Source organism: Devosia chinhatensis (assembly GCF_000969445.1).
Classification (GTDB): Bacteria; Pseudomonadota; Alphaproteobacteria; order Rhizobiales; family Devosiaceae; genus Devosia; species Devosia chinhatensis.
Map to the genome: position 1 here is coordinate 1 of NZ_JZEY01000049.1, position 781 is coordinate 781.

Sequence of the window (781 nt, forward strand, 5' to 3'; positions counted from 1 at the left end):
GAGGGGGGTGACGGGGAAAGGGAGAGGGAAGCGATAAACGGAGTGGGGAAGAAGGGAAGGCAGCTGAAAGGGGGAAAGAGGGAGAAAGTGGGGAAAAAGAAAGGTGAAGGGGAGAGAGGAGAGGAGGGATGGGCAGAAGAAAGAAAGGGAGGGGAGAGGGGGAGGAAAGGGAGGAAAAAGGGGAGGGGAAGGTAGAGAAGGGAATAGATAGGAGTGGGAGACGGGGTAAAGAAATAGGCAAGAGGGAGAGCAAAGACAAGAGGAGAAAGGGAATGGGAGAAGGGGGAGAGTGGTAGTAAAAGAAATGGAAAGAGAGAAGAAAAACAAAGAATGAAAAAGAAAGGAAAAAGAGGAAAAAAGAAAAACGAGAAAGAAAGAAGGAGAGGTAGAAGAGTGAGAAGAGTAAAAGAGACAGGGGAACAGGCAGAGAAAGAGGGAGGAGGAGGAGGAGGAAAAAAAGAGGGGGAGAAGAGAGGAGGGAGGAGAGAAGGAGGGGGGGGGGAAGGGAGGGGGAAGAGGAAAGGAACAAGCAGGAGGGGCATGGCCGGCGGAAGGGAAAAGACCACGGGACGTTCGGTGGTGTAGAGGGAAAAGCCGGTAGTATAGATGATGGCGTCATGGCTATCGAGCAACAGAACATCAATGACATAGCGGGCCATCGCGGTGCGGAGATCACGCGGGACGGACGCATAGAAATCCGCGCCCAGACGCTGGTTGAAGGACAACGCAGGTACAACAGATCTGGGTGGGGGAGGACGGCGCACGAAGCGCCGGCCATTTT

The 781-nt window shown here is 53.6% G+C and carries 2 protein-coding genes; both read left to right on the forward strand.

Annotated features, from left to right (window positions below; translation table 11 throughout):
• The coding region (locus VE26_RS18435; RefSeq protein ID WP_244465596.1) for a hypothetical protein at positions 1-195 on the forward strand (195 nt) is incomplete at its 5' end.
• Between the two features lie 135 nt (positions 196-330).
• Entirely contained in the window at positions 331-585 is a 255-nt protein-coding gene (locus VE26_RS18440; protein ID WP_244465597.1) for a hypothetical protein, read from the forward strand.
• Positions 586-781 lie beyond the last annotated feature (196 nt).

What these genes read in the sequence shown, in the direction of transcription:
- VE26_RS18440 (WP_244465597.1), top strand. Translation starts at nt 331, where the DNA reads ATGAAAAAGAAAGGAAAAAGAGGAAAAAAGAAAAACGAGAAAGAAAGA.